The organism is Microbacterium panaciterrae (genome assembly GCF_039541635.1).
GTDB lineage: Bacteria > Actinomycetota > Actinomycetes > Actinomycetales > Microbacteriaceae > Microbacterium > Microbacterium panaciterrae.
This window is the reverse complement of record NZ_BAABGP010000010.1, coordinates 1-21,193: the sequence shown is the minus strand read 5'-3', so window position 1 is coordinate 21,193 and position 21,193 is coordinate 1. Positions and strand designations below refer to the sequence as shown.

Annotated in this window: 22 protein-coding genes and 1 pseudogene; 12 read left to right on the top strand and 11 right to left on the bottom strand. The window is 67.3% G+C overall.

Annotated elements, in window-relative coordinates:
• Positions 1 to 148 precede the first annotated feature (148 nt).
• The 7 genes from ABD882_RS08045 (at position 149) to ABD882_RS08015 (ending at position 10,114) form a co-directional block, all read left to right on the top strand.
• A complete protein-coding gene (locus ABD882_RS08045) occupies positions 149 to 1,198 on the top strand; it encodes an ABC transporter permease (protein WP_345185932.1) in 1,050 nt (349 codons plus the stop codon).
• The gene (locus ABD882_RS08040) at positions 1,188 to 2,138 is read left to right on the top strand and encodes a carbohydrate ABC transporter permease (RefSeq protein WP_345185931.1); all 951 of its coding nucleotides are present in this window, start codon (positions 1,188 to 1,190) and stop codon (positions 2,136 to 2,138) included. Before ABD882_RS08045 ends, ABD882_RS08040 begins: the two co-directional genes overlap by 11 nt.
• A gap of 54 nt (positions 2,139 to 2,192) precedes the next feature.
• Entirely contained in the window at positions 2,193 to 3,854 is a 1,662-nt protein-coding gene (locus ABD882_RS08035; protein WP_345185929.1) for a type 2 periplasmic-binding domain-containing protein, read from the top strand.
• Positions 3,855 to 3,889: 35 nt separating this feature from the next.
• Positions 3,890 to 5,938 carry a DUF2264 domain-containing protein gene (locus ABD882_RS08030; RefSeq protein ID WP_345185928.1) on the top strand — a complete coding sequence of 683 codons (2,049 nt, stop codon included), beginning with the start codon at positions 3,890 to 3,892 and terminating at the stop codon, positions 5,936 to 5,938.
• The gene (locus ABD882_RS08025) at positions 5,935 to 7,323 is read left to right on the top strand and encodes an alpha-L-fucosidase (RefSeq protein WP_345185925.1); all 1,389 of its coding nucleotides are present in this window, start codon (positions 5,935 to 5,937) and stop codon (positions 7,321 to 7,323) included. The genes ABD882_RS08030 and ABD882_RS08025 overlap by 4 nt, the downstream gene beginning before the upstream one ends.
• A 103-nt stretch (positions 7,324 to 7,426) precedes the next feature.
• Complete coding sequence (locus tag ABD882_RS08020) at positions 7,427 to 9,598, top strand: hypothetical protein (protein ID WP_345185924.1); 2,172 nt, start codon at positions 7,427 to 7,429, stop codon at positions 9,596 to 9,598.
• A 120-nt stretch (positions 9,599 to 9,718) separates the two neighbouring features.
• Positions 9,719 to 10,114 (top strand): VOC family protein, encoded by a 396-nt coding sequence (locus ABD882_RS08015; protein WP_345185922.1) that lies wholly within the window; start codon positions 9,719 to 9,721, stop codon positions 10,112 to 10,114.
• A gap of 18 nt (positions 10,115 to 10,132) precedes the next feature.
• Here the strand turns inward: ABD882_RS08015 and ABD882_RS08010 are convergent, their stop codons facing one another.
• Positions 10,133 to 10,939 (bottom strand): isocitrate lyase/PEP mutase family protein, encoded by an 807-nt coding sequence (locus ABD882_RS08010; protein WP_345185919.1) that lies wholly within the window; start codon positions 10,937 to 10,939, stop codon positions 10,133 to 10,135.
• Between the two features lie 256 nt (positions 10,940 to 11,195).
• On the opposite strand from ABD882_RS08010, the gene ABD882_RS08005 reads away from it, so the two are divergent.
• Positions 11,196 to 11,561 carry a DUF7882 family protein gene (locus ABD882_RS08005; protein ID WP_345185918.1) on the top strand — a complete coding sequence of 122 codons (366 nt, stop codon included), beginning with the start codon at positions 11,196 to 11,198 and terminating at the stop codon, positions 11,559 to 11,561.
• Between the two features lie 6 nt (positions 11,562 to 11,567).
• On the opposite strand, the gene ABD882_RS08000 is transcribed toward ABD882_RS08005, so the two are convergent.
• Positions 11,568 to 12,308 carry a GAF and ANTAR domain-containing protein gene (locus tag ABD882_RS08000; protein WP_345185916.1) on the bottom strand — a complete coding sequence of 247 codons (741 nt, stop codon included), beginning with the start codon at positions 12,306 to 12,308 and terminating at the stop codon, positions 11,568 to 11,570.
• 48 nt (positions 12,309 to 12,356) lie between these two features.
• Positions 12,357 to 13,040 (bottom strand): GAF and ANTAR domain-containing protein, encoded by a 684-nt coding sequence (locus tag ABD882_RS07995; RefSeq protein WP_345185915.1) that lies wholly within the window; start codon positions 13,038 to 13,040, stop codon positions 12,357 to 12,359.
• 241 nt (positions 13,041 to 13,281) lie between these two features.
• Here ABD882_RS07995 and ABD882_RS19105 point away from each other — a divergent pair.
• Both ABD882_RS19105 and ABD882_RS07990 read left to right on the top strand, forming a co-directional pair.
• A pseudogene (locus tag ABD882_RS19105) lies at positions 13,282 to 13,398 on the top strand (sigma-70 factor domain-containing protein); the annotation flags it as partial.
• Positions 13,399 to 13,404: 6 nt separating this feature from the next.
• Positions 13,405 to 14,253, top strand: coding sequence for a sigma-70 family RNA polymerase sigma factor (locus ABD882_RS07990; protein ID WP_345185913.1), 849 nt, complete (start codon positions 13,405 to 13,407; stop codon positions 14,251 to 14,253).
• 44 nt (positions 14,254 to 14,297) lie between these two features.
• Here the strand turns inward: ABD882_RS07990 and ABD882_RS07985 are convergent, their stop codons facing one another.
• On the bottom strand, positions 14,298 to 14,621 hold the full coding sequence (locus ABD882_RS07985; RefSeq protein ID WP_345185911.1) for a hypothetical protein: 324 nt from the start codon (positions 14,619 to 14,621) through the stop codon (positions 14,298 to 14,300).
• Positions 14,608 to 15,639 (bottom strand): SDR family oxidoreductase, encoded by a 1,032-nt coding sequence (locus tag ABD882_RS07980; RefSeq protein ID WP_345185910.1) that lies wholly within the window; start codon positions 15,637 to 15,639, stop codon positions 14,608 to 14,610. The genes ABD882_RS07985 and ABD882_RS07980 overlap by 14 nt, the downstream gene beginning before the upstream one ends.
• Before the next feature lie 415 nt (positions 15,640 to 16,054).
• Here ABD882_RS07980 and ABD882_RS07975 point away from each other — a divergent pair, with 415 nt between their 5' ends.
• Positions 16,055 to 16,315 carry a DUF6458 family protein gene (locus tag ABD882_RS07975; protein ID WP_345185908.1) on the top strand — a complete coding sequence of 87 codons (261 nt, stop codon included), beginning with the start codon at positions 16,055 to 16,057 and terminating at the stop codon, positions 16,313 to 16,315.
• A gap of 238 nt (positions 16,316 to 16,553) precedes the next feature.
• Here ABD882_RS07975 and ABD882_RS07970 read toward each other — a convergent pair whose 3' ends face one another.
• The 3 genes from ABD882_RS07970 to ABD882_RS07960 all read right to left on the bottom strand — a co-directional run bounded on the left by ABD882_RS07970 (position 16,554) and on the right by ABD882_RS07960 (position 17,337).
• Positions 16,554 to 16,829 (bottom strand): hypothetical protein, encoded by a 276-nt coding sequence (locus ABD882_RS07970; protein WP_345185907.1) that lies wholly within the window; start codon positions 16,827 to 16,829, stop codon positions 16,554 to 16,556.
• An 84-nt stretch (positions 16,830 to 16,913) separates the two neighbouring features.
• A complete protein-coding gene (locus tag ABD882_RS07965; protein ID WP_345185906.1) occupies positions 16,914 to 17,090 on the bottom strand; it encodes a hypothetical protein in 177 nt (58 codons plus the stop codon).
• 82 nt (positions 17,091 to 17,172) lie between these two features.
• Positions 17,173 to 17,337 (bottom strand): hypothetical protein, encoded by a 165-nt coding sequence (locus ABD882_RS07960; RefSeq protein WP_345185904.1) that lies wholly within the window; start codon positions 17,335 to 17,337, stop codon positions 17,173 to 17,175.
• A gap of 568 nt (positions 17,338 to 17,905) precedes the next feature.
• Between ABD882_RS07960 and ABD882_RS07955 the strand changes: the two genes are divergently transcribed.
• On the top strand, positions 17,906 to 18,238 hold the full coding sequence (locus tag ABD882_RS07955; protein ID WP_345185902.1) for a DUF7882 family protein: 333 nt from the start codon (positions 17,906 to 17,908) through the stop codon (positions 18,236 to 18,238).
• Between the two features lie 93 nt (positions 18,239 to 18,331).
• On the opposite strand, the gene ABD882_RS07950 is transcribed toward ABD882_RS07955, so the two are convergent.
• From ABD882_RS07950 to ABD882_RS07940, 3 genes are all read right to left on the bottom strand, one after another.
• Complete coding sequence (locus tag ABD882_RS07950) at positions 18,332 to 19,513, bottom strand: SLC13 family permease (protein ID WP_425563345.1); 1,182 nt, start codon at positions 19,511 to 19,513, stop codon at positions 18,332 to 18,334.
• 490 nt (positions 19,514 to 20,003) lie between these two features.
• Complete coding sequence (locus tag ABD882_RS07945) at positions 20,004 to 20,354, bottom strand: helix-turn-helix domain-containing protein (RefSeq protein ID WP_345185898.1); 351 nt, start codon at positions 20,352 to 20,354, stop codon at positions 20,004 to 20,006.
• Between the two features lies 1 nt (position 20,355).
• Positions 20,356 to 20,709 (bottom strand): type II toxin-antitoxin system RelE/ParE family toxin, encoded by a 354-nt coding sequence (locus ABD882_RS07940; RefSeq protein ID WP_345185897.1) that lies wholly within the window; start codon positions 20,707 to 20,709, stop codon positions 20,356 to 20,358.
• Positions 20,710 to 21,193: the final 484 nt, after the last annotated feature.

Sequence of the window (21,193 nt, the reverse complement as noted above, 5' to 3'; positions counted from 1 at the left end):
AAAACCTCGTAAATCACACACTTCAACGATTTTCAGGTCGGCGTTGACACTCCGACGACATTCTGTACCGTCGCAGAAATAGCAAGCGCTTTCTAGTGGTTGCGGAGAACCGATGACGCTCTCCCCGCGTCGCGTATCGAGGTTGATGATGAGCAGCTACAGCGAGGCACTCGTGCAGAGCACGACCACCCCCGCCGACCGCGCCTCCGGCACGAGCCCCATCCCGGAGACGCCGGCGCGCCACCGGCGCGTCCGGAGCGTCGGCGGCGTCCCGGTCAAGAAGAAGCGCACCCTGTGGGCGCGGATCAAGCGCGACCGGATGATGCTGATGCTGGTCGCCCCGGGCTTCCTGTACTTCGTGGTGTTCCACTGGCTGCCGCTGCCCGGCAACATCGTGGCGTTCGAGAACTACCAGCCCTATCTCGGCTTCATCGACAGCGCGTGGGCGGGACTCGACAACTTCGTGAAGATCTTCGGCGATCCCACGTTCTGGCAGGCGCTGCGCAACACACTCGTCATCACCGGCCTGCAGCTGGTGCTATTCTTCCCGATCCCGATCGTGCTGGCGCTGCTGCTGAACAGCATCATGTCCGGCCGGATCCGCAAGTTCGTGCAGAGCGTCGTCTACCTGCCGCACTTCCTCGGCTGGGTCATCATCGTGTCGATCTTCAACCAGGTGCTCGGCGCGACCGGCGTGGTGCCCCACGTCATGCAGGCGATCGGGCTGCCGCCGTTCGAGGCGATGACCACGCCGTGGTTCTTCCCGTTCCTGGTCTCCATCCAGTCCGCCTGGAAGGACGCGGGCTGGGGCACGATCATCTTCCTCGCGGCCCTGATGAACATCGACCAGGAGCTGTACGAGGCGGCGGCGGTCGACGGCGCCGGTCCCTGGCAGCGCATGCGCAGCATCACGATCCCCGGGATCATGCCCGTGGTCATCCTGCTGTTGATCCTGAACCTCGGCAGCATCCTCTCGGTCGGCTTCGAGCAGATCGTGCTGCAGCGCGACAACGTCGGGGCAGGTGCGGGCGAGGTCCTCGACACCTGGGTCTACTACAACGGCATCCAGAACGGGCAATGGGGGCCCGCGGCCGCCGTCGGCCTGGTGAAGGGCGTCGTCGGGCTCGCCCTCGTGCTCGGCGCCAACAAGGTCGCTCATCTGTTCGGCCAGGAAGGGGTGTACTCCAGTGGCAAGTGACGTGCAGCTGACGACCAGAGCGGTCGTCATGCCGAAGAATCGCCGAAACGGCCGCCGGATGGACTCCGCACGGCCGGTCTGGATGGAGCGGCCCAGCACGCTGGGCAGGACTGGCAAGGCGATCGTGATCACGCTGATCTGCATCGTCACGATCTACCCGTTCCTCACGGTGATCTCGACGAGCCTGTCGGACAGCACCGACATCGCCAACGCGAACGGCCTCGTGCTGATCCCGCTGCATCCGACCTTCGCGGCCTACGAGACGATCTTCGCGGGCGGCGTGGTCACGGCGGCCCTCGTGCGCAGCATCCTGATCACGGTGATCGGCACGGTGCTCTCGCTCGCCGCGACCGTGGGCATGGCCTACGGGCTCTCCCGCCGCGATCTCGCATTCGGCAAGTTCATCCTGCTGACGGCGCTGTTCACGATGCTGTTCACCCCCGGCATCATCCCCAGCTTCCTCATGGTCAAGCAGCTCGGTCTGCTGGGCAGCTACGCGGCCCTGGTGCTGCCGACTCTCGTCTCCGCCTTCAACCTCGTCGTGGTGCGCTCGTTCTTCATGGGGCTGCCGCAGGAGCTGTTCGAGGCGGCGCGGATCGACGGCGCCGGAGACTTCAGGATCCTCGTGAAGCTCGTGCTCCCGCTCTCCAAGGGCGTGCTGGCCGTCGTCGGGCTGTTCTACGCGGTGTCGTACTGGAACGCGTTCTTCAACGCGATGCTCTATCTGAAGAGCGATCAGTGGCCGCTGTCGATGATCCTCCGGCAGTACGTGCTGCTCGGGTCCCCGCTGGACACCGCCTCGGTCGGCGAGATCTCGGCGCCCTCGCAGGCGATCCAGATGGCGGTGGTCGTGATCAGCCTGGTGCCCATCCTGCTCGTCTACCCGTTCCTGCAGAAGTACTTCACCAAGGGCGTCCTGACCGGTGCGGTCAAGGGCTGACGCCCGCTCCCCCTCCTCCATCCCGACAGCACCACCCGACAGAAAGGAGCCATCGTGGCTCTCGAAACGAATCGGCGAACCTTCCTCTCGTTCGCCCTTCTCGGCGCCGTCGGCGTCGTGGCCGCCGGCTCGCTGGCCGGCTGCGGCACGCAGACCGCTTTGAACGCATCGGCGGCCTCGGCCTCCGTGCTGCCGAAATACATCCCGCTCTCCGGCGTGACGGCCGATCTTCCCGGCACCGCCGCCGGGGTGCCGGCGGCGTTCCTGAACTACCCGGCGAAGCCATTCCGGGCGGTCGCCGCGCCGTTCATGAAGGGGCAGAAGGTCTCGGCGATCACGAACATCTTCGGCCCGCCGCCGACCCCGGCCGACAACAATCCGGCGTGGCAGGCGATCCTCAAGCGCCTGGGCGGCACGGTCGACATCACCGCCGTGTCCAGCGACGACTACGACACCAAGCTGAACACGGTGATCGCGGGCAGCGACATGCCTGACCTCATGCTCAACGACGGCGCCGCGATCGCCGACATCATCGGCTTCCTGGAGTCGGCGTGCCAGGACCTCACGCCGTTCCTGGCCGGCGACAAGGTCAAGGCCTACCCGAACCTGGCGAACATCCCCCAGGCGTTCTGGAAGCCGACCGTGCAGAACGGCAAGCTCTTCGGCATCCCGATCCCCCGCGGCATGACCGGCGGATCCGGGTTCATCAACCAGACGTTCTTCGAAGCGGCCGGCGTCTCCGACACCAGCACGATCAAGAGCGCGGACGACTACTTCGCGCTCGCCAAGCAGCTCACGGGCGCGAACCGCTGGGCGCTCGGCAGCACCAAGTTCGGTCTCATCCCGTTCGAGCACATCTTCCACGTGCCGTACAACTGGACCCTGAAGAACGGCAAGCTCGTCAAGGACTTCGAAACCCCGGAGTATCTGGAGGCGATCAGCTTCGTGCAGAAGCTGTACGCGGCGGGCTGCTACGCGCCGGGCAGCGAGGGGTGGACGAAGTCGCAGATGTCGAACGCGTTCATCTCGGGCCAGGTCGCGCAGATCTACGACGGACTGCCCGCGTTCGGCAAGCCCGGCGGCTACCAGCAGACCGTCCCGGCGGCGAACCCGGCCAACAAGGTCGCGCCGTTCCTGCCGTTCAGCGCCCACGGCGGCAAGGCGACGGTCTGGCTGGACAACATCGATTTCGCCTGGACCATGGTAAAGAAGGGCAGCGCCGATCACATCAAGCTGGTGCTGCAGGTCGCCAACTTCCTGGCGTCGCCGTTCGGGAGCGAGGAGTATCTGCTCATGAACTACGGCGTCGAGGGTGCGGATTACACGAAGGACGCCCAGGGCAACCCCGTGCCCACGCCGCAGGCCGCGCTCGACACGGCCGTGCCGTGGAAGTACCTGGCCGCGGGCCCGAACACGCTCTACTCGCCGCAGTTCCCCGACGCGATCAAGACGCTGCACGCCGCGTACTCGAAACTGGTCCCGCTCGGCGTGGCCGATCCGACGCAGGGTCTGTTCAGCCCGACCTACGCGCAGCAGGGCCTCACCATCGCGAAGCCGATCAGCGATACCGTCACCAACTTCATCGCCGGCCGTGGTTCGCTGAACGAGGTGAAGAGCGCGATCTCGAGCTGGAAGAGCGCCGGTGGGGACAAGATCCGCGCCGAGTACCAGAGCGCCCTGAACGGCCCGACGGCGAGCCCGTCGCCGTCGGCCTGAGCGGCACAGGATCCGTGAACGCGGGAGAGGGCAGCGTGGGAGAGGAAAGCGTGCGGGATCACATCGCCAAGACCCGGATGGATCCCGCCCTCTCCCCGTTCACGGGGTGGAGCAGGGCGCACTGGGAGGCCGTCGCCGACCACTGGCTGGGCCAGGTCGCCCGCTACGACAGTCCGGGCGGAGCGCTCCCCCGCCTGCCGGGCCGGATCACCGGCGACGGCGTGCGCCGCGAGGGCATGGAGACGGTGGGCCGCTCGTTCCTGCTCGCCGCCCCGCGCATCGCCGGCGCCGCGGACGTGTCGGATCCGGTCGTGCAGGGCCATCTGGAGCGCTACTCCCGCGCCCTGCTCGCGGGCACGCAGCCCGGCGGATCGGAGACCTGGCCGCGCGGGGTCACCTGCCGGCTCCCGCTGACGGGGATCACGAACTCGATCGTCGAAGCGGCCAACATCGCGTTCGGCCTGCACGTCAGCCGCGAGCAGCTCTGGGACGGGCTGACCCGTCCCGAGCAGCGGCAGCTCGCGGACTGGCTGCGCCACCACGCGCGCTGCGAGGTCTGGCAGAACAACTGGCAGCTCTTCCCCGCGATGGCCGAGGCCTTCCTGCGCTCGGTCGGCGAGGACGCGGCCGGGCTGCAGTCGCAGCGCAACGTCGCCCGCGTCGAGTCCTGGTACCTCGGTGACGGCTGGTACACCGACGGCCCGGAGCACGCCGTCGACTACTACAACGCCTGGGCGATCCACCCGTATCTGTGGGCCTGGTACCGCATGACCGATACCGTGCACACGCCGGACGGGCAGCGCCACCTGGAGAGGCTGCACGAGTTCACCGGATCGCTGGCGCATCTGTTCGCCTCGGACGGTTCCGTGCTGCACCAGGGTCGCTCGCTCACCTACCGCACCGCGGTGCTGGCCGCGCTGTGGTGCGCCGACGCCTCGGACGCGAGTGCGCTGACCCCGGGCCAGACCCGCCGGATCGCGTCGGGCGTGCTCTCCCGGTTCACGAGCCAGGGCGTCGGGGTCGGTGCCCCGCTCACCCTCGGCTGGTACGACGCCTTCGAGCCGATGTGCCAGGACTACAGCGGCTTCGGCTCCCCCTACCTCGCCGGGATCGGATTCCTCGGTCTCGCACAGCCCGCGACCGCACCGGTGTGGACGGCTCTTGAGCAGGCGCAGCCCTCAGATCAGGGCCCCTTCACGCGGCCGATCGAACCGGTCGGCTGGGTGCTGCGCGCCGCATCCGACGGCATCGTGCGAATGGCGAATCACGGTTCCGACCACGCCACGCTGCCCGTCGGCGACGACGTCGACCGGGACGATCCGCACTACGCCAAGTTCGGCTACACGACCCACACCGCTCCCGGCACGGGGCCCGCGTGGGTCGACGCGATCGACTCGCACTTCGCCCTCGTCGACGCAGAGGGCAACGGCAGCCGGCGCAGCACGCTGCGGGCGACGCGCGTCGACGGCGCACTCTCGGGATCCGTGCACGTGCCGCAGTTCGCGCGCCGGGCTCTCCCGGGATGCGCCGTGACGACGGTCACCGCCAGTGGTGACACGTTCGAGGTGCGAGCGCACCTCGTGCAGACGGACCAGCCCTGGGCGATGCGCGAGGGCGGCTACGCGGTCGCCGACGACACGCCGCTGGATTCCGGCGTCTTCGAGGACGGCGCCTGGGTGCGCGGGCGCGACGGCCTGCTGTCGGCGGTCGTCGCCCTGCACGGCTGGGACGAGGACCCGGCACTCGCCCCGGTCCCTGAGTCGGGCGAGGGGCCCGGCCCGTCCGCACCGGGCGCGCGCGTCTTCGCCTACCGCGACGCGAACGCGTTCGGCCCGCACTCCGCGACACCCGCCCTCGTGGGTCGCACGGGCATCGGCAAGACGGTCGTCGCCACGCTGCACGTGCTGGAACGCGGCGGCGCTGTGGATCCACACGCCTGGCGCGACCGCGTCACCGTGCAGGTCGACGGCACCCTGGTCCGCATCGACGGCCTCGGCGACGACACCGTGGCCGTCGACCTCGCGACCTTCGTGCCCTGGGACGGGCACGCGGGTCTCACCGGGCCCCGAGGGGACGCGGCATGATCGAGCTGCTGTACGGCGCCGGCCCGCAGGAACGGCGCCAGGATCCCGCGATGCGCGCCTTCCGCGCCGATCGGTTCGGTCAGTTCGTGCACTGGGGCCTGTACGCCCTGCCCGCCGGAACCTGGCAGGGCCGCACGATCGACTTCGCCGCGGAGTTCCTGATGCACTCCGCCGGGGTGAGCTGCGAGGACTGGGCCGCGCTGGCCGCCGACTTCACGCTCGACGGCTTCGATCCTGCACTCTGGGCCCGCACCGCCAAGCGGATGGGCGCCCGCTACGTGACCGTCACCACGAAGCACCATGACGGGTTCTCACTGTGGCCGAGCGCGTTCAGCGACTTCACGGTCGCGGCGACCCCCTCCGGCCGCGACGTGCTCGGCGAGATCGTCTCCGCGTACCGTGCCGAGGGCCTCGCCGTGCACCTGTACTACTCGGTGCTGGACTGGCATCACCCCGATTGGCGGTACGCGCTCGACACGGACGACGATCGCACCGCGTTCGACCGGTATCTGGCGTTCGCGACGAACCAGCTCGTCGAGCTCGCCGAGCGGTACCCCGACGTGCGGGGCTTCTGGTTCGACGGCACGTGGGATGAATCGGTCAAGGCGCACGGCCGCTGGACGCACGAGATCGAGCGGATCCTGAAGGCGCGGATCCCCGGCGCGATCGTGAACAGCCGACTTCGGGCCGACGATCTCGGCGCCCGTCATTTCGACTCGAACGGCGCTCTCATGGGCGACTACGAGAGCGGGTACGAGCGTCGTCTTCCGGCGCCGTGGGACCGCTCGGTCACCGCGCGCGACTGGGAGGCGTGCGCGACGATCACGCAGGCGACCTGGGGCTTCCACCACTCCGCGTGGGCCGATCGAGGCCGCAAGACCCCGGCGCAGATCGTCGAGCAGCTCGTGCAGACGGTGAGCCTGGGCGGGAACCTGCTGCTCAACTTCGGCCCGCGTGGCGACGGCTCCCTGGTCCCGTCCGAGGCCGAGCTCGCCGACCGGGTCGGCGCCTGGATGGAGGCGAACGGCGCGGCGGTGCACCACAGCGGACCGGCCGAGGGCTGGGACTACCCCGGCTGGGGCTTCTACACCGCGCCCATGGATCCGGGCGCTGCGGACACCGGATCGGGCCTCGTGCACGCGATCGTGACCAGGATCCCGGTATCGGGGATCCTCACGATCGACGTACCCCCGGGGCTCGAGGTGCACAAGATCCGCTCGCTCGCCGACGGGACATCGGTGCCGTTCACCGCGCTGGACGCCCGCACGGTCCAGCTCGACTCACCCGCCTCGGCGGGCATGCCGCTCGTGTACGCCATCGAGGCCGGGCCGGCCGAAGAGCCCGGCGGCCTGCGCGAGCCGAACCCGGACGTCGCGCTCGTGTGATCCGCACGAGCGGGCGCCTTCCCGTTCCGCGCTTCAGACGCAGGAACGGGAAGGACTTCACCCCCACCCTCCGCTTCGAAGAGGAAAAGGAAAGGGCATCACCATGAAACAACACCTGAAGGCGCGCCGCAATCGACCGCGCCGACTTCTCGCGCCGGCACTGGCCGCGGGAGCCGTCGTGGCGCTCGCCGTCGCCGGGGCCCCCACTGCCGCGGGAGCGGGCACCACTCCGATCCCTCCGCAGTACACGGCGGCGGCCACCGGGAAGATCAGCGGCTCCCTGCTCAGCGACATCGCCGGTTCGGCGTTCGTGGGCAAGGACGGGCAGTTCCATTGGTCCAACGGCGACACGCCATACGACTCGAATCCCGCGCATGCGTGGGCGCGCACCTTCACGAACGCCGATCTGGGCGCCGTGACCGCCGGGGTCGGATCCTCGACCCGGCTCGCGCAGGCGCCCGCGTACTACGGCGATCCCGGCACCATCTGCTATCAGCTCGACAAGGATCCGAACTTCCCGATCCCGTCGCCGCAGCAGGACGACCACTGCGACGTCATCGGCGTCTGGGTCGACGCGTCCGGCGTGTGGCACGCCCTGCTCAACGACGAGTTCCAGTTCGACCCGTGGCAGACCAAGGGCGCGGATGCGACCATCGCGCAGAAGGTGTCGACCGGGCACCACAACAACCGGATCCTGCTGGCCACATCGAAGGACGCCGGCGCATCCTGGCAATATCAGGGGCCGGCGCTCACCTCGGCCTGGGATGACAACCAGGTCATCGACAGCGCGGCGTCGCCCGGCCAGTCGTATCCGTTCGGCAACTCCGGGTGCCGGCTGTTCGTGGACTACTCCACCGGGTACTTCTACATCACGTACAATGTGAAGATCTACAAGAAGCCCGCGTCGTCGACGCTGGCGAGCTGGACCGAGATGGCGCGCGCGCCGATCAGCGGCGGCATGGCCAGCGGCACCTGGCAGAAGTGGTACGACGGCGCCTGGTCCCAGCCCGGGGTCGGCGGCATCGACGGCAACGTCAACTCGATCGGCGGGTTGAACGTGTCGTACGACCCGGCGACCGACCGGATCGCGTGGCAGGGCTCCGGCGGCAACGCCACGGCGTCGTATCAGGCCGCCAAGGTGGCGAGCGATCACCTCATCGCGTTCTCCGACGCCTCGGGCAACACGTACACGGCGAACACCCTGGCGCACACGATCGTGAACAACGCCACCGGGCAGTCCGCACACGACCGCACGGTCTCGTACCGCGACCCGGTGACCGGGCAGGACATGACGCTCAAGGCCGTCGACGACAAGTACGAGAACGGCGTGAAGGTCGTCACTGGCGGCATCTACGTGACGCAGACGGATCCGACCACCGGCGCGTCGCAGAACGTCGACCTCATCACGAACAGCGCCTACTACAAGGATCCGTCCTCGCAGCTGCTGTACCTGCCGTCGGCGAACAACGAGTCGGCGATCTCGTACAACGCGTTCTCGGGCCTGTACCGGATCGTCGGCTACGACGGGAACGTGTACGAGACCGCCGATCTGGGAGACCCGAACTCGTGGAGGGTCGTCGGGCTGATGCCCGCGGGTTCGAACGGCGGCTACCTCACGTCGCTCGACAACGGCAGCCTGACCAATCAGAACGTCACGGGCCGCTCGTTCCTGACGATCTCCGACCTGAACGGCACCGTGGTCGACATCGCGCAGACCACTGGCGACGCCGGCGCCCCGGTGAGCCGCGAGTACACCCCGCAGGACTCGGCCGGCACCCCGGTCAGCGCGGACGGCTCGTACGTGCTGCGCGTCGGAGGGAAGGCCGTCACCGCGAACCGCGGACCCGGCCTCGACGGCGGCAACGGTGCAGCGACCGGAGTGTCCACGTGGAAGCTCGTCCCGGTGCAGGATCCGCGTACGGCGGGTGCGAACAGCGGCTTCTATCGCCTCGTCGACACCGCGACCGGCAAGGATCTGCAGGTCTCCGGCGGCACCCCGGCGGAGCAGCGGGCCGTCGACGCCGTCGTCACGGTGGGCGTTGCGCAGCCGGACGCCCAGCCGCTGACGGCGACGAGCCTCGGCACTCCGGGCGGCAGCGACCAGTGGTACCTGCAGCGCGTGGCGACGAACGGCACCTCGCTCGACGGATCCACCACCTACCGTCTGGTCAACCGCAACAGCGGGCTCGCCCTGCAGTACGTGAACGAGCGCATGCGGCTGGCGCAGCAGGCGCCGGGGGACGGCTCGCAGTACGTCACCATGACGGTGCGGTAGCCCGGAACGTGCGTCACGCGGAGCCGGGCCGAGGATCGTTCTCGACCCGGCTCCGCCACGCTCCGCCCGGTGTGCACGCGCCTCTGGACGCGCAGGTCCCGACGAGCGCATGCTGATCCCATGACTGCATTCGCACCGACCCGCGCATTCAGCGGATTCAGCGTCGACGACATCGACGCCGCCCGCGCCTTCTACGGCGAGACCCTCGGCCTGGAGGTCTCGACCAACCTGATGGGGTTCCTCGACATCCACCTGCCGCAGGGCGGATCCATCCTCGTGTACGGGAAGCCGAACCACACGCCGGCGAGCTTCACGATCCTGAACTTCCCCGTCGATGACGTCGAAGCCGCCGTCGACGACCTCAACGCCCGTGGCGTGGTGACCAAGATCTACACCGACCCCGACTTCGGCACCGACGAGAAGGGCATCGCGCACGGCGGCCCCGGCCGCGGCCCCGACATCGCCTGGTTCACGGATCCGGCCGGTAACGTGCTCGCGGTGCTCTCCGCAGGCTGAGCGGCGGGTCGGCACCGCTCATCCGCTGAATCGGTGCTGCACCTCGGCGTACGGGAGTGCACCGTCGAGGAAGCCCAGCGTGCCCGTGTCGAGCAGTTCCCGCCCGGCGCGCTCGAGCGCGGTGAGCGCCGCACGTGCCAGGCTGCCGCCGAGGCTGACCCGCTTCACCCCGAGCGAGAACAGCGTCGGCGCATCGATCATGCGCGATGCCAGCCCCGCCACGATGTTCAGCGGCACCGGGATCTCCGCAGCGAGGCGCCGGATCGTGTCTTCGTCGTTCACGCCCGGAACGAACACGCAGTCCGCCCCCGCCGCCACGTAGCGATGCGCGCGCTCGACCGTCTCGGCAAAGGGATCCGCCGCGCCGCCGAAGAAATACGCGTCGGTACGGGCGTTGAGCACGAACGTGCCGCGTGGCGCCGCGTCCCGCGCGGCCACGATCCGGTCGGCCGCTTCGTCGATGCCGAACAGCCGCCCGCCCGCGGTGTCCTCCAGGTTGCCGCCGACCGCTCCTGCCTGCACCGCTCGGGCCACCGTGCGCGCGACCGCCTCGGCGCTGTCGCCGTAGCCCGACTCGAGATCCGCCGTGACCGGCACGTCGACCGCGGCGACGATCGCCGCGACGCGCGCGATCATCGTGTCGAGATCGACCGCCCCGCCGTCCGGCACGCCAAGCGACCACGCGATGCCGGCGCTGGTCGTGGCGATCGCGGGGAATCCGAGTCCGGCGAGAATCCGCGCAGATCCGGGGTCCCATGCGTTCGGGAGGACGAAGCCGCTGCCCTGATGCAGGGCGAGAAACGCGGTTGCGCGATCGGTCGACATGGATTACCTCCGGGTGGCTGTGCTGCTCTGTGCCTACTCCGCGCCGGAGGGCTCGTCAAGAAGCCGGCGCAGGATCGTCGCCGCGGCTCCCGGCGACCACGATGACAGCGTCGGCCGCAGTCGGCCTCGCGACGTCGACCGAACCGGGGGCAAGGCCCCTTTGGAGCAGGGGTTGACTTTCGGAAGCTTCGAGCGCCCATTGTGTACTGAGCAGACGGCACAAGGCAGTCCGCTGGACGGGACGAAGGCGCTTCACATGGGAAAATTCACGTATGAGACCGCGATCAAGGTCGACATCGATGACCGCATCCTCGCCCACCTTCAGGCCGTGATCGGCAGCAAATTTCGTCGCGGTGAAGCGTTCTTCTTCAGCTGGCGCGATGACCCGAGCGCTGGTGACGGCCGGACCACGGTGTGGCTGCACCCACAATCATCGCTCGTCTACAAGTTCTACGGCAGCCGGCTACCCCAGATCAACCGCGCATGGGTGGAAGCGCTCGCCTACGTAGCCAACTCGCCGGGTGGACTCTACGTCGTGCCCGAGCCCGCCGAGCAGGCCGCGGGTGTGGCAGCCATCAGCGAATTGCACGTGGGCATGCCCTTGCAGGCATCCGCGCGGTGAGTCTGGTCAGCCTGTGGAGGTGCGTTGGGTACTGAGGATGTCGAGCGAGCGATCCACCACGTTCTCGGCGACCGTGCGCAGGGCGAGGTTATGATCGCGCGCGTAGCCACGTAACGCATCGAACGCGGCGTCCATGTCCAGGTTGCCGATCTCGGAGAGGACACCCTTGGCCTGCTCGATGAGGATACGACTGTCCAGTGCATGCTGGAGCTGTTCGGCGAGGAGCGTCTTCTCGTTCACGAGACGCGCCTGTAGGACGCCGATCGTCGCGACGGCGGCGAGGGCGCGGACGGCCGCGGCATCCGCTTCGTTGAGAGCGCCGATTTCGGTGCCGAACAGGTTGAGCGCTCCGATGACGTTTCCACGCAACCGCAAGGGTGTCGTGTACAGCGACCGGAATCCTTGACTGAGGGCTGCGGCGGCGAACTCCGGCCACGTGGCCGCCGATTCCGAGATGTCGGCGATGTTGTTCGGAGTTCCGCTGGTGAAGCAGTCGATGCACGGGCCCGAACCCGCGGCGAGCTGCATGACTTCGACAAGGTCAGCACGTTCACTGGTCGAGGCGACGAGTTCGAGCGATCCGAACCGGTTGGCCAACAGGATACCGCCGGCCTGTGTGTCGAGGATGCTGATGCATTCCTGCATCAGCATGTGCAGAAGGTCAACGACGTCATAGTCCGCCACCAGGGTGTCGGACAGCTTCACGAATGCCTCGCTCAGCCGCACCTCTCGCGTGGTTTCGCTCATGAAGTCACCTCACGTTTTCACATCCGCCATGGAGATCATCGCTGCCGGTCACGTGGCTTCGTTTCGGAAGTCCAGCCGCCGTGCCACCACTTCTCCTGCCACGTATTCTACCGACTGCGCATGCGCGAAGGCGTAAGCCTGAAGGCGCACGAAGGCCTCCGTCGCACTCGTTCCGAGCTGTGCGAGGATCATGCCGGTGGCTTGGTGCACCTCGCGCCGAATTCCGGGCCCGTGCTCATCACCCGGTCGCGACTCGTCGCCCTGCTGAGAAGCGAGACGCATCGCGGCGGGACCGATCAAGGCGGCCAGTGCCAGCGCCCGTGCGACTTCCGGGGTGCTGAGCGGCCCCGGACTCGCGCGGTACATGTCCACCACTCCGATCATCACGGCGCCGAGCACCATGGGTATCGCGAACAGCGCGACGGCACCGGAGGCCGCTGCCGCAGCACCGAAGACCGGCCATCCGGAATGGTCGGCATCCTGGAGATCGGGGACCAGCACGGGCCGGGCCGTCCGCGACGCCACCCAGTGCGGCCCCTCGCCCAGGTCGAACTGCAACCGCTCCAAACGCGCGGCGACGAGATCGCTGGCACCGATCACGAACTGACCGCTCCGGCCGACGACGGAGATCGAGACACCGGTGACCGGAAGCTGGTCAAGCAGCAACGAGCAGAGTTCGGCCGCTGACCGACGCCCGCCGCCCGTTGAGTCCGTGGTGAGCAAGCCGACCATTGGCGCCTCTCATCCCTCAACGGGTCGTGGGACCAGCATCGAATCTCCGTACCTGCCGCAATTGCACATCAGCTGCCACGAACCCCGTCAGTCTAGCCATCGACGCCCCAGGCGAAGGGGGATTGGCAACGGCACGATCGCACCCGCAAGGTTTTGGCGTAATGTGTGAAGGGAGCACGTTCTCTCCAGACTTCGGAGCACGCGTCAGAATCACTGCCCGCACAGCGGGTGGTTCGATCAGATGCGGAGACCGAGTATGGAGACGACAATGTCGACGGACGCACTTCAGGACTACCTCGATCAGATCGGGCCGATCGACACGCTGGAACCCGAGGACGAACGTGAGCTCGCCAGATGGATCGAGGTGGGAGCCCTCGCCGAGAACCGGCTGTGCGCGGACCGTCCGATGGACCCGGAAGGTCGCTGCGACGTCGATTCGCTGATGCGCTCTGGCCGGGATGCGTACCGCCAGTTCATGCGCTGCAACCTCAAGCTGGTCGTGAGCATCGCCAAGAAGTACACCGGCCACGGACTCCCCCTGATCGATCTCATCCAGAACGGCAACCTGGGGCTCGACAGGGCGGTGAAGCAGTTCGACTACACGCGCGGCCTGCGATTCTCGACGTGCGCGGTCTGGTGGATCCGCCAATCCATCTGGCAGAGCCTGGCGGGCGAAGCCCGGTCGATCCGCATCCCCGTCCACACGATGGAAGCCATCAGTCGCCTGCACCGCCTCGACGCACAACTCACGACGTACCTCAGACGCGCACCCGCCGTCGCAGAACTGGCCGAGAGCGCACGGCTCCGCCCCTCGGAGGTGCGCCGCCTGTTGGCCGCTGATCGACGCCCTCTGTCACTGGACCTCGTCGATGACGGTGCCGACTCCCCCGCGATACGGGAGCAGATCGTCGACGACGACGCCGCCTCACCGGAGCAACTCGTCGAGGCGCGGATGATGATGGCCGCCGTCCGCGACGGCATCCGCGGGCTGCCCGACAGAGAGCGCGCCGTCGTGTGCATGCGATTCGGAATCGACGGCCGATCGCCGATGACGCTGGTGCGCGTAGGAGTCGCACTCGGGGTATCCAAGCAACGGGTGCGCCAGCTCGAGCGGCGCGCACTCGAGCGCTTGCGTACACCGGAACTCGCCGCCTACCTCGGCGGCTACGTGGGGACCGCGACGGCAGAGCCGGAGGAGTTGGCCGCGGCATGAGAGCGGCGACCGGCCGCTGAGGAGATCGGTCCGTCGGCCGCACCTCACCGCCGCAACTCTGCGACCGCGAAGCAGGTCGCGGTGCTGCCGTCGATGAGCGCGGCGACGTGTCGCCGGGGATCGGCGATCGCGACGACGAGCATGCTTGACGCGTGCAGCAGATCGATGACGCCGCCCGCTCGATGGGCCGTTCGCGACCCCGTTGCGCTGAGGATGACGCCCTGGAGGATCTGGCGAACCCCCAGCGCCCGGATCGCCCACGTCGTGACAGCATCCGGACGGTCATCGAGTTGCGCTCGCGCGATGACGGTGGCACCGGTGAGCTGCCAGAGCCCCCACACCACGCGGACGAGGTCAGCGCGGACCATCGACGCGTCCTCGTCCGACGAGTGCCAGCACACAGGCGGCGACCGTGGCACCGATCGACAGCAGCAGTCCGTGGTGTTGCGAGGCCCACATCTGGATGCTTCGGGTGATGGCCCGATCATCGAAACTGCCGTGTGCTCCATAGTCATGACCTCCGGAGCCGTCGGCTGGTTCCCAGAGGTTCGTCGGCCTGTCCGCCGGTTCGGGGCGATCGACCTGCTGCGAGGCGAAACCGGTTCGCGCGAGGTAATGATCCAGCAGGCCAGGGACGATCGCGTTCGCGGCGAGGGCCCTCATCGTGCTGCCTCCGACCCAGTACTCGCGACGGTGAGGGTGGTCGGCGGCGTACAGCACCGCCCGTGCGGCGAGCTCGGTCTGGTAGATGGGCGGCACCGGCTGCGCGGGCTTCGGCATGCGGTTGATGACCCAGTCGAACTGGGGGGTGTTCACGGCGGGCATCTGAGGCATCGTCACGCGGACGTGACTCTTCGCGTGCAGGAGCTCACAGCGCAGCGACTCATGAAAGCCTTGGATGGCGTGCTTGGAGCCGCAGTACGCAGTCTGCAAGGGGATGCCCCGATAGGCGAGCGCCGATCCGACCTGGACGATCGTGCCGTGATCTCGCGGCAGCATCCGTCGCAGCGCCACCATCGTGGCATACACGTAGCCGAGGTAATTCACCTCGGTGACCCGCTTGTACTCGGCAGGGCTGATCTCGGTGAATCGCGCGAAGACCGAGGTGAAGGCGACGTTGACCCAGATGTCGATCTGGCCGAACGCCTCCTCGATGGTCGTCGCCGCCGCCTCGAGCTGTTCGGGGGAGGAGACATCCGTCGGGATGGCGAGCGCCGTTCCGCCCGCCGCTTCGATGTCGCGCACCGCCGCCGCAAGGCCGACCTCGCCCCGCGCGAGCAACGCGACCTTGGCGCCGCGGGCACCGAATGCCTGCGCACTCGCCCGGCCGATACCGCCGCTCGCTCCCGTCACGACGACGACCTGGTTGGTGCGCGATGCCTTCATGATGACCTCCGGTGAAGTGACGGCCAGCCCCTGTGGGCCGGCTCGCGGGACCGTCGGTGCCGTTCGCTGCGTCCGTGTCCTCGGTCTCGATGCGAACGACAGCCCCGCTCGGTCATCAATATGCGCCGATCGCGTCAGAAGACAAGAGCGATCGTGGCGGCCCGAGTTGCGCCGGAGTCATCGAGAGAACTCACCCTCTTACCTCGAAGGACCTGTCAAGTCAATGGAGTAGCGGAGAATGCGCCGTCGACCGGACGATGGATCCCGTAGCAGTGCGACCCACCACGTGGATCGCGAAACCGTCGAGGAGGCGTCTGATGTTCAAGAGCTGTGGGAACCGCTTTGGCCCCACGATCTGGGTCAAGGTGAGGCACGTGACGCCCCGAAGCCGCAGACCCGACGCGGGCGGTGCAGCATGAGCATCGGAACGGGAATCGTCCTGATCGTCATCGGCGCGATCCTCGAGTTCGCGCTCAACATCACTGTCGCATGGGTGAACCTTCACCTGGTGGGATACATCCTCATGATCGCCGGCGCGGTCGTGCTCATCCTCGGGTTGATCTTCATGCTCCGCCGCCGGCGTACGGTGACCACCAACCGGACGATGGACGACCCTGAGACGCGGGCGCAGACGACTCGGCGCAGCACCAGCAGGACGAATGACGAGGTGCTCTGAGAGCCCGAGAACACGACACGACCGAATGAGGGCACCGCCGAACAACGGAGCAGATCATGAGCAGCGATCTCAGCGGGATGCGCGCCGGCGGGAGCGATCCGCGGATCGACCGTCTTGAGGTTCGGGTCTACACGGTTCCCGCCGACGAACTCGAAGCCGACGGCACCATCGCCTGGGACTCGACGACGATGGTGCTCGTGCGGGCTCATTCCGGCGGTGTCATCGGAACGGGCTGGACCTATGGGCGCCGCACCTCGATCAGCTGCGGATCCCACTCGCGACGGGCGTCGAACTCCGGGATGGATCCGTAGGCCGAGGCATACAGAATGAAGAGGGAGAGCTGAACGTCATCGTCGTGCAGGAGGTCGACCGCCGCCTCGACCGCCTGTTCGGCGAGTTCGACGATTCCGACGCACTGCTCCCCTTCACCCAACGCGTCCAGCAGCGCTCGGCTCAGCGGGCCGCGCGCGACGGGAGCTGTCGCGGTCGGCACCATGGGCAGGGTCGCGTTCATGGATGGCCTCCTTGCAGGGCTCGTATGTTCAGAGGAATCGCTGCGCGACGAGCCGATGTTCCCGCGCGTGGCACGGCTGCGGTGTCAGTCCTCCCGGGTCTCGGTCTCGGCGGCGAGCTTGTCGGCTTCGGCGCTGTCGACCAGATCCTCATTGGCATCCGGGTCGAGCTTCTCGTCACCGCCGGCATCCTGCATGAGCGGGACATCAGGATCCTGTTCCGCGTCGTGCGGGATCAGCGGCATCTGCGGGTTGTTCGTCATCACGTTCTCCTTCACATCTCTTCGTTCAGGGCGTGCGCCAGGCGCATGCTGTGCGGCATGCCGCGCGTCCTGGTGGGGCGCGTCAGGACGTACGGCGTCCTGTGACCGAGCGAAGCAGCCAGGCGATCACTGCGAGTACGAGCAGGACAATTCCCACCCAGAGCAGGAAGTTCAACGACTGCACGAGTCCACCGGTGACGGCCAGGATGATGGCGATCACGATGAGGACGATGAAGAGGATATTCATGACGGACTCCTTCCGCGGTGCACCGATGTGACCGCGGCCCTCACCGTATTCGGTGGCGCCTTTCCAGGCCAGGGGCTTGACGAATCGCCTGAAGAGGGGAAAAGGGTTCGGATCAGGTCACCTGCTCGGAGTTGCGATGGCGACAAGGCGTGCTGCACGGCTTCGAGTACGTCGACCGCGGTCGCGTAACGGCGCGGCACCGCGACGGCGCGCAACCACACGACATCGACCTCCAACCCGGACATCTGACTCACGCACGCGACCGTATGCCTGACATCCGTGCGATCGAATCGGTTGTCCAGGATCAGCCAATCGCTCTCGGTCAGGCGGCGCATCTCGAAACGGAGACTCGTCAACATCGACATGTCTCTCCCTCCCTCCGTCACAGGATGGGCCGCATCCGGGAGTAAGTCACGACTCTTGACACCGGGCCTTGGCGGGGCTATCAGACCGACGGTCCACCATCGCCGCTGGGCTGCAGTAACGATGTTCGCGGAGGAGATCAGCTCGACGTGAACGCGAACAAGCAGCAGACGGACCTCATACGTATGGGAGGTATGGTCGACCCATGGGATTCCTCTACTACGGCAGCGCGGAACACCCGATCGAGATCGACGACCTCACGCTTGCGCATCTGAAGGTCGTGATCGCGACGAAGCTTCGACGTTCGGAGAGCTTCACCTTGTCCTGGCGCCACGACGACGAACAACCCCGAGGGCGCTCTACGATCTGGTTGAACTCGGCCATCCCGCTTCGATTCGAGTTCCAGGGACCAGACCCGCCCGAACTCGATCCTCAGCGGATCATCGCATACGCGAATTCCGCGAACACTTCCGGAGGGATCCTCATCCCCGACGAGCACATTCTCGGATTTCCCACCCGCGGCACCTCAGCCCCATAGCGGACACCTGGCCGGCTCGGGAGCTGCGCTCACCAGATCCCCGGCTCGCCTTGCGCGGTCTTCGCAGACGACTCTGGGCGGCGACGACCACGCTCAGCGCGCGACGAGGAAGAGTGCGATGGAGGCCACCCCCACGGTCGGGATCGCCGCGACGAGTCCCCACCGCAGGAAACGGCCCCACCGGATCGTCACGCCCAACTCGACGACGCGGTGGTGCCAGAGCAGCGTCGCGAGCGACGCCCAGGGCGTGATCAAGGGTCCGAGGTTGACGCCGATCAGCAGCGCCATGAGCAGCACCGGATCTCCGGAGGCGACGGGTTCGAGGACCAGGTAAGCCGGCAGGTTGTTGATGCCGTTCGCCCCGAGCGCACCGACCGCGGCGACCTGCAGCAGGTCTCCGATGCTGTGACCGTGCACCGCCAGCGGTGCGAGCAGGGCCGAGAGGCCGCGCGCATGCGCGGTCTCGACGATGACGAACAGCGCGCCGGCGAGCCCGAGCGCCTGCCAGGGCACGAGGGAGAGCCGCAGCGCCTGTCGTCGCCGGACGACGAAGACACCCAGGAGCGCGATGGCCGCCGCGGTCGCCGGGATCCACACATCGCGGGTGAGGGCGAGCAGCGGCAGGAGGACGAGGAGCACCGACGCGGCGGTCCAGAACAGGACGGGATCCCCGGGCGCCCGACGCCCCGGCAGCGGATACGTTCCGAACAGTGCGCGACGGTGCCAGACCGTGAGGATCGCCACCGGGACGATCACGCCAGCGAGCGCCGGCGCCCAGCTCAGGACGAGGAACGCGCCGGGACTTCCTCCGATCACGGGGGCGGCGAGCAGGTTGGTGAGATTCGAGACCGGAAGCAGGAGTGAGGCGGTGTTCGCCAGCCACACGGTCGCCAGGGCGAACGGCAGCGGAGCGACCCCGACGCCCTGCGCGAGGAGCACGACGACGGGCGTCACGATGACCGCGGTGGTGTCGAGGGAGAGGAACACGGTGCTGACCACGGCGAGCCCGATGACGCAGGCCCAGAGGATGAGCACCCGGCCCCGCCCCCACCGGCCGAGATGCTGGGCGACGACGTCGAAGACGGCGGCGTCGCGAGCGAGCTCCGCGACAATCGTGATCGCGACCACGAACCCCAGCACCGGGACGACACGCCTGGTCAGGGAACCGGCGCCGCTCGGAGGGAGGGCTCCGGTCACGAGCAGAACCGCCGCGACCGCCAACAGCACCGCCACGATAACGCTCCCCGGACGAAGCCGTCCGCTGAATCCATTCATCAATCCAAATCGTAGAGCGAACACAGCAACCGCAGGTTGAGCCACAGTCGCAACAACCACCAGCCGGCCAGGGGACTTCGACCTTTCAGCCGACGAGGCGGACACTCGCCCTCGAGGGGGAGGCTCTCCCTGGCAATGCCAATCGCGTCCCGTGATTCCTTTCAAGGGTCCCGAACCGGTGGCGACCCGTTCGGGACCTTGAGCTCCGCGGCTTGGCGAGTAGCCCGTATGCCTGGGCACCCGCATGCGCCGGGGAGCGATCTCACCCAGGGTCGAGGATAGAAGTGCGGCGCTGGTAGAGGTAGGGCCTTGACACGAGCTTTAGAGGGGGCTAGGGATCCTAACCGAATGCTCCCGCAGTCACTTAACGCCGCTCTTCGGCCTGGTCGTCGTCTATCAGTCCGAACGGATAGTTCAGCGCGTTCTCGATAGTGAGCGGTGATGCTACCGGTCAGCGAAGCTCGGCGTCGTTCGGGTTTACGCGCGATTCTTACGCAGCCGTCGGCTCACTGGAGGACAGCACGATCCGACGTTCACCGAACGCGGCGGTGACCTCCACGGTCCCGCCGAGTGCTTCGACATAGGCGCGCAGGGTTGCCAGTCCAGACCGGTCGAGGTCGCCGGCCTCGAGAGCGGAGATCGTCGGCTGGGTGAGCGCCATGCGCTCCGCAAGCTCCTTCTGTGTGATGCCCTGCTCCTCACGGATCTCACGAAGACGGTAGGCACGCGCCTCCGCGTCGAACCGTTCCCGATGCTCCGCGACAGCCTTCTCATCGGGCGCCCGCTTCGCGCGCAGGTCGCTCCAACTGGCGGTCGAACGCGCCTTGGTAGTTGCACTCATCTCAGTCCTCCTCCCGTTCGAGCCACTCATCGAAACGTGTCTCTGCGACAGAGACGCTCTCGTCGTACCACTTCGTCCACTGGCCGGCCTTGTCGCCGGCGACCAGCAGGATCGCCCTGCGCTTCGGGTCGAACGCGAACAGAATGCGGACCTCGCTGGCACCCGCAGATCCTGGCCGCAACTCCTTCATATTGTGATGACGCGAACCATGGATCCGGTCAACCAGCGGACGCCCCAGCACCGGGCCACGATCTGCCAGATGATCAATCGCCGCCGCGATCAAGTCATACGTGTCGTCATCGAGACCAAGCAGCCACGACTCCACATCACCCCAGAGCCGCACATCCCACGTCATCGGTCTCAGTATAGATCAGAAGCGATATCGACTCAAGACAATATGCCGATCATGCGCGAAACGCCAGTCTCGCGGGCCGACATTCCTCACCGCCACTCAAGCGTCAGGGCGGGTCCCTGACATCGTCGAGGACGATGTGTCCAACGTCGACATCGTGAAGACCGTGAACCGTCCTGAGACATGACAGTCGCAGTGCTGGTGGACAGGGCCGCTGCGGAATACGCATTCCTTATGCAAACGGCGTTCCTACGAAATAGCTATGGCCCGCGATCCCAGTGTTTACAACGGCTCGAGGATCAGGACTTGTGGCGGAGACGGAGGGATTTGAACCCTCGGTCCCCTTAAAGAGGACTCCACCTTAGCAGTGCCTTGTCAGACACTCACGCTGCGTGATTCTGCGAGTGAATGCAGGTCATGCAGGTCAAGTCCCGTGTCGTGGTGTAATTCCTGTTGCTCCGTGGTGGGTGGGGTTTAGGCGGTCAGG